Here is a 7,823-nt window from a genome sequence, read left to right on the forward strand (position 1 = left end):
CATTGGCTTTCTCAGTTCAGCTTTTCTCCCAGCAGCTCGAATATATCGTCCATCTCATCCATCGTGATTCCCTTCGAGCTAACATCGCTCGGCGTCAGCTCCGAATCGCCATGCCCGACGCAATGAGCAATCAAGGCCGTCAGCTGCGACCGGAAAATATTCATAAAGCGTTCCATCGTCGTTTCCTTGAATGCCAGACTGTTGTAGTGGCATTTCATCGAAAGGCGTCCGTCCTCGACGATGCCCCCGAAATTCCATGCAAAGCTGTTCTCGGCGCTTGCGCTTACCGGAGAGCCGTTATCATAGTGGGAGCTGCGGAACGTCTCGTTCGCCACATCCCCGTCAATCTGACCCAAGTAGTTGAAGCAAATATCAGACTCCAGCTCGAAGCGGAGATCATGCATATCCTTAGGCGTCATATATTTCAAAATGTCGTAGCCGATCCCTTTGTTCGGCACGGCGCGCAGCTGTTCTTTGGTCAGCTTGATCTGCCGTGACAGATCGCCGGCAGCAGCACCCATATCCAGCACAATCGGATACTGCGATGTAAACCAGCCCACCGTGCGGGAGATGTCGAGCGCCTCTGCAATCTGCTCCCGTCCATGCGATTCCAGATTGACGCATACACGCTCCATGCCGGACCATTCCTTGACAGCAAGGCCGAGCGCGGTCAGCAGCAAATCATTGATCTCGGTATTATAGGCGCGGCCCGCTTCCTTCAGCATATGATCGGTCTCCTCCGGGGACAGCTCGAACCCGGCTGTGCGCAGATCAGAGAACCGTCCTCTTCCCGCCTCCATGTCGCGCGGCAGCGACCCTGCGCCCGCAGACTGGAGTCCCCGCCAATAGTCAGCTTCCCGCAGCAGAAGCGGGCTTGCTGCATATTGGCGCAGCTGCTCTGACCAGTACAGGAAGGAGTCCGTTTTGAGCGGCAGCACGATTGGCTCGCCGCCCAGCGCTTGTCCATAGGCCTGCTCCAAATCCTCGAACAGAATCCGCCACGATACGCCGTCGATCACGAGGTGATGGGCGATCAGCAGCAGATGGTCTCCCTCGCGCGTCCGATAGTGCGCGGTCTGGAGCAGCGGTCCCTGGGACAGCACAATAGAGCTTTGAAGCTGCTCCGCATGACGGGCAAGCGCCGATTGATCATCCGTCTCCCCGGTCAAGTCAACATAATGGAACCCGTAGGGGTGTCCGTCTTCCGGTCCGCGATTGTAAGCCTCCATGCTTCCGTCCTCTCTGGAGCGGAATACGAAGCGCAGCGCGTCATGATGCCGGACGATAGCGTCCAATGCCTGGCGCAGGGCGTTCCCATCGAATCTCTCAGGGCTATACAGCATAACCGACTGGTTCCAGTGATGCGCATCCGTATACCCCTGCTGGAAGAACCAATGCTGAATCGGCGTAAGCGCGGCTTCACCTTCCACAGCCCCTTGATCGATAGGGCGGACAGCGGATTTCAGACGCGCCGCCAGCTCTCCGACAGTCGGATATTGGAACAGATCCTTCATCTCCAGCTTTAACCCGTGCGCGCCCAATCGCGCCGCCACCTGGATCGCTTTGATGGAATCCCCGCCAAGCGCAAAGAAATTATCGTCGATGCCGACACGCGGGGCACCCAGCACACCCTGCCATATGTCCGCAAGCAGCTCCTCGCGGATGGATTGCGGTGCGCTGTATGCCGTCCCCGAAGCCATGCTTCTGTCAGGCTCCGGCAGCGCGCGCCGGTCAATCTTGCCGTTGGAGGTGAGCGGCATTCCCTGAAGCTGGATAAAATGCGCCGGAACCATATAATCCGGCAGCGATGCTTTCGTGAATTCGCGAAGCTCCATCACGGTAAGCTCGACATCGGCCACCACATAGGCGCACAGGGCATTGCCGCCCCCGTTCTCGTCATCACGGGCGATCACGATGGTCTCTCTTACACTGTCATGCCGCAAAAGAACGGTCTCGATCTCACCCAGCTCAATGCGGTGGCCGCGAATTTTGACTTGATGGTCGATTCGTCCCAAATACTCCATCTCGCCGCTGGCCATTCTGCGGGCCAAATCACCCGTGCGGTACAATCGCTCCGCCGGCTTGTACGGATTCGGGACGAAGCGCTCCGCCGTCAGCTCCTCGCGGTTCAAGTATCCACGGGCTACACCGTCTCCGCCTACATACAGCTCGCCAGCAACACCGATTGGCACAAGCCTTCCATGCGGATCGAAAATATAGCAGGTCAGCGTCGGAATCGGCTTGCCGATGTTGCTCACATTAGAAGCGATCTCCTGCTCCGTTATTTCTTTATAGGTAACATGAACGGTCGTTTCTGTAATGCCGTACATGTTGATCAATTTCGTGCCCGGATATTTGCTGTAATAAGGTCGCAGCATGGCAGGGTTAAGCGCCTCGCCGCCGAAGATGACGTAGCGCAGTGCCAAGCCGCTGTCCTGCCGTCCCGTTTCCTCGTGAATGAGCGCGTAGAAGGCAGTTGGCGTCTGGTTCAGCACCGTAACTCCCTCGCGGCGCAGCAGGCCGGCGAAATCCTGCGGATTTTGCGCTGTAAGGCGCGGTACGACAACAACATGGCCGCCGTACAGCAGCGCGCCGTACATTTCCCATACCGAGAAATCAAAGCAGTACGAATGGAACATCGTCCAGACGTCCTTCTCGTCGAAGCGGAACGCCAATCGGTCGTTAATGAGCAAGCGGACTACATTCCGGTGCGAGATCATAACGCCCTTGGGACGGCCGGTCGTTCCCGATGTGTAGATAATGTACGCGAGATCATGCGGCTCATTGACCGTCTCAAGATTGCCGGTATCGCCCTGGAAGGTCGAGCCTTCATCAAGATTGAGAACAGTGCCTGCCCCGGTTCCGGCTAATGCCAGATACGCCTCTGCGGTCAGAACCGCCTTCGTGCGGCTGTCTTCCATAATGAAGCGGATCCGATCCTCCGGATAGGCCGGATCAATCGGCACGTAAGCGCCGCCCGCCTTCAGAACAGCCAGCATGGCAACGACCATGTCGGCGGAACGATCCAGCAGAATGGCCACCAGATCATCGCGGCAGACTCCAGCCTCATCCCGCAGCTTTCTTGCCAGTACATTGGCCCGCGCATTCAGCTCGCCGTACGTAAGACGAATATCATCGTATGAAACGGCAATGCTCTGCGGCCTAAGCACCGCCTGCTGCTGGAACAGCGATACAAGCGTCGCATCCTGCGGATAGGCCGCTTCCGTGTCGTTGAACCCGGTCAGCAGCTGCTCCTTCTCTTGCGCATTGAGCATATCCAGCTCTGCCAGCGTCGCCGCTGGATCGGCCGTGACCGCCTCCAGCAGCTGGACGTAGTGCCGGGCCAACCGTTCGGCGGTTGCCGGACTGTAAAGCGCAGTTGCATATTCGATGCTCAGCAACAGCGTCTCGTCTTCTTGCTCGATTGCGCCGAAGGTCAGATCGAACTTGGCGATATCGTTGGACTGCGGATAAGCGCTCAGCTTCAAGTCCTCCAGATAAAGATCCGCCTTGTCCATGTTCTGCATCAGGAACATCGTGTCGAACAGCGGATTGCGGCTCATATCGCGCGTCAGCCCAAGCTTCCCGACCAGCTCCTCGAACGGATACTCGCCATGTCCGAACGCATCCAGACAATGCTCCTTCACCTCAGCCACAAACTGGCGGAACGCAAGCTCCGGACGCGGGCGGGAACGAAGCGCGAGCGTATTGACGAACAATCCCGCCATCTCGCGCACATCGTCATGCCCTCTGCCCGCTGACGGCGTGCCTACGACAAAGTCCTCCTGCCCCGAATATTTGGCCAGCAGCACATTGTAGGCGGCCAGCAGCACCATAAACAAGGTGGCTCCCTCGGTTGCGGACAGCTCGCGCAGCGCGCGCGTCAGCTCCGCTCCGGCAGTGAATTCATAGCGTGCGCCGGCAAAATCGCGAACGAGCGGACGGCTGTAATCGGTCGGCAGATCCACAGCCGGCACACCGTCCGCGAACTGCTTCAGCCAGAAGGCCTCGTCCTTCTTCACCTGTTCCGCATATTCGCCACCGGATTGCCATACAGCGTAATCCTTGTACTGAATGGCCAGCTCCGGTAGCGGCTCGCCGCGATACAGAGCAGCCATATCCCGAATCAACAGCCCGATGGATACGCCATCGGCGATAATATGATGAAGATCCAGCAGCAGCAGATGCTGCTCTTCCTCCAGACGAACGAGTCCGACCCGCATGAGGGGAGCACTGTCCAGCTGGAACGGGCGAATGAATGCCTCTACCAGCCGGTCTGCCTCCTCCCTGCCGGCAGCTTCCATATATTCAATATGAAGCTCGGCGGAAGCGTGAATGCGCTGCACCGGCTCCTCCCCTGCCATTTCGAAGGAGGTTCGCAGCGGCTCATGCCGCGCGATGAGCGCCTGAAATGCGCTTGCGAGCCGATCCCGCTGGATCGGACCCTCCAGCAGCAGCGCGTCCGGCATATTGTATGCCGTGCCGACATTCTCGAATTGACCCATAACGTACATACGGCGCTGTCCCGATGAGACGGGGTATGTATCGCTTGGCTCCGCAGGGGAGATCTCGACAAAGTCGCTGTACTCCCCGTCATCCCCTTCTATATAGCGGGCAATGGCGCGAATGGTCGGCCGCTGGAACAGCGTCTTGAGCGGCACCTCGGCCTGGAGCTCCTTCTTGAGCCGGGTGACCAGCGTCATCGCTTTCAGAGAATGGCCTCCCAGCTCGAAGAAATCATCCTTAACCCCAACACGCTCCACCTGCAAAATCTCCTGCCAGATCGGCGCAAGCTTCGCTTCCAGCAAAGTTCCCGGCGCCGTGTAGGCCCGCTTCGCCCCGCTGCCGGACTCCGGCGACGGGAGCGCTTTGCGGTCTATTTTGCCGTTCGTCGTGAGCGGCAGCTCATCCATCCGGATGATAAACGCTGGAGACATGTAAGCAGGAAGCTCAGCGCGCAGCGCTGCTCTTAGCGCCGCCTCATGCCATGCGCCGCCCTCTGCAACGGTCACATAAGCGCATAGCTGCTTGGTGCCGGAGCCGTCCTGAACCGCCAGTACGACCGCTTCCTCAATGGCGTCCTGCTTGCGCAGCAGCGCCTCGATCTCGCCCAGCTCGATCCGGTAGCCGCGAATTTTCACCTGATGATCGGCACGCTCGACGAATTCCAGCTCGCCATCCGCCGTCCACCTGGCCAAATCGCCTGTCCGGTACAATCTTTCACCCTCTGCATAAGGATGCGGCACAAAGGCCTCCGCCGTCAGCTCGGGCCGATTCCAATAGCCGCGGGCAAGTCCGGTGCCGGAAATGCACAGCTCGCCGACTGCGCCGAGCGGCTGCAGGCGCAGGTCTGCTCCCAATATCCAAACCCGCGTATTGGCGATCGGGCTGCCGATGGTGATAGGACGGCCGTCTTCAATATGGCGCAGACAGGTCGTAATGACACTGTTCTCTGTCGGGCCGTATTCATTGACCAGTTCAAGACCGGGATGAATGCCGGCTGCACGCGCCGCAATACGCTCGGACAGCTTTTCCCCTCCCAGTGTGACCGCCTTGAGCGTCCCGGCCTCCTCTGGGGTAATGGCATCCAGAATGGCCTGAAACATAGCGGGAACGGTGCTGAAATGCGTAATCCGCTCCCCGGCGATCAGCGCCTTCAGCGCCTGCGGGTCTTTCGCCTCTTCATCCTTGGCGAATACAACAGCAGAGCCCGAGATCAGCGGTGCGAAGAATGTGCTGACAAAGGCGTCGAAAGCGAACGACAGGAACAGCAGCGTCCGGTCCCCGGGGCCAAAGCCGTATTCGCTCTTGCGCCAGAGGAGTGTATTGGCAATGCTGCGATGCTCGATCATAACGCCTTTCGGCTTGCCGGTCGTACCCGATGTATAGATGATATAAGCAAGATCATCCGATCCTGTCTGAAGCGGAAGATTCCCGTCATTCCCTGCATATGCGCTTCTGTCGCCCAAATCGATAGCCAGCACGCCCTTGCCCTCTGTTAGGGAAAGGAATGATGTTCCCGCCAGTACGATGCAGGCGCCGCTATCCTCCAGCAAATAAGCGATCCGCTCCTCCGGATATTCCGGATCAATCGGCACGTAAGCCGCGCCAGCCTTGAGCGCAGCAAGCAGCGCTACGGCCATGTCCAATGACCGCTCTGCCAGCACTGCCACGACGCGGCCAGCCGCGCCCTTCTCGCGCAGTGTCCATGCGAGCCGGTTCGCTTCCCGGTTCAGCTCGCTGTAAGTCAGCTCTCCTCCCGCGCCAATAACGGCAGTTCCGGACGGTGTCGACGCCGCCTGCTTCTCGAACAGCTCATGGATAAGCGGCGATTCCGCGTAATCCTTGTTGGTGGCGTTGAAACCTTCTGTCAGCAGATGCTTCTCTTCTGCCGCAACGACTTCCAGCTGGGGCAGCTCAATCGCCGGATTGTCCAGAATCTGTGCGAACAGTTCGCGAAGATGTCCCTCCACACGATTGACAAAGGAGGCATCGAAGCGATTGCTGTTATAGCTGAATTTGATGGACAGCTCGTCACCGGGAGATACGACCACGTTAAGGTCATAGTTCGTTTGCTCGAATACGCGGTCTACATGCGCCTGAAAGCCGATTGCCTCCTCCGCGCTCTGCCCCTCGGCGTCCTTGCCCAGCGGATAGTTCTCGAAAATAATAATATGGTCCAGCAGCGCCTGCTTCAGCTCCGACTGGTTCTGCACCTCGTACAGCGGCAAATAGCTGTGCGCCTCCATCTCGACTGCGCTCGCATGAATTTGCGACAGCAGCTGTGCAAAGGTCTCCACACCCTCCATCTTCACGCGGACAGGAACGGCATTGATGAACAGTCCCACCATGCTTTCAATATCCGGCACCTCGGACGGACGTCCGGAGACAACCGAACCGAATACGACATCAGCGGCCATATTGTATTTGCCCAGGAGAACTGCCCAGACTGCCTGGAACAGGCTGTTCAGCGTCGTTCCGCAGCCCCGCGCCATCCGGCTCAGCTGCTCCGTAGTTTGCTGGTCGATGATGAATTCGCACTGCTCTTGGCGGTACTCCTTCTCCTCTGCGCCCTTCAGCCGCCCCGGCAGCGATGCTTGTGCCTCGTAGCCGTCCAGTATGCTCCTCCAATAGGCCAGCGAATCTTCCTTGCTTCTCTTCTCCAGCCATTTGACATATTCGCTATAGGGATAGACCGTATTTGGCGGAATCGCCTCATTGTTCCTAAGAGCGGCGTACAGCTGGAACAAGCGGCTGATGACAACACCAAAGCCCCAACCATCCAGCAGGATGTGATGATGGCTCCACACCAGCCGGTACGTCCGTTCCTCTACGCGGAACAGAGCGACTCTAACCAGCACATCCTTGGACAGCTGGAAGCCGCGGCGGCGGTTCTCTTCATTGAAATCCTCCACATGCTTGCGCTGCTCTTCCTCCGCCATTGTGCGCAAATCCTCGTAATGCAGCCGCGTCTTCCGTTCATGAAAGACAACCTGACGGGGACGCTGCAAATTTTGATGCACAAATACGGTGCGCAGGATGTCGTATTCTCCGATAATATGATTCAGACTTTGCTCGAACAGCTCCGGGTCCACATTTCCGGCCAGCGTTGCTTCCATCTGCGTGAAGTAGGCGCTGGACGTTTGATCCATGAGGGAGTGGAACAGCATTCCTTCCTGCATGGGCGTAAGAGGGTAAACCTTTTGAATCGCATCCGCCTTAGTCATCATTCACCTCCAAAAAGTTTTCGCATGACCCTGCGGGTAATCTTAGACTTGACAGGTCTTGCATGCTGGTTATGTAAAATGTCTCTATGTGGAGCA

The 7,823-nt window shown here is 58.0% G+C and carries 1 protein-coding gene; it reads right to left on the reverse strand.

Features of this window, described 5'->3' with window-relative positions:
- Positions 1-11: 11 nt before the first annotated feature.
- Positions 12-7,730 (reverse strand): non-ribosomal peptide synthetase, encoded by a 7,719-nt coding sequence (locus K0T92_RS03495; RefSeq protein WP_219871002.1) that lies wholly within the window; start codon positions 7,728-7,730, stop codon positions 12-14.
- Positions 7,731-7,823: the final 93 nt, after the last annotated feature.

The sequence above is a fragment of the Paenibacillus oenotherae genome (assembly GCF_019443105.1).
GTDB classification, from domain to species: Bacteria; Bacillota; Bacilli; order Paenibacillales; family Paenibacillaceae; genus Paenibacillus_Z; species Paenibacillus_Z oenotherae.

Bases quoted from the DNA above. Each gene is read 5' to 3' on its own strand.
- K0T92_RS03495 (WP_219871002.1), bottom strand. From the start codon at position 7,730: ATGATGACTAAGGCGGATGCGATTCAAAAGGTTTACCCTCTTACGCCC.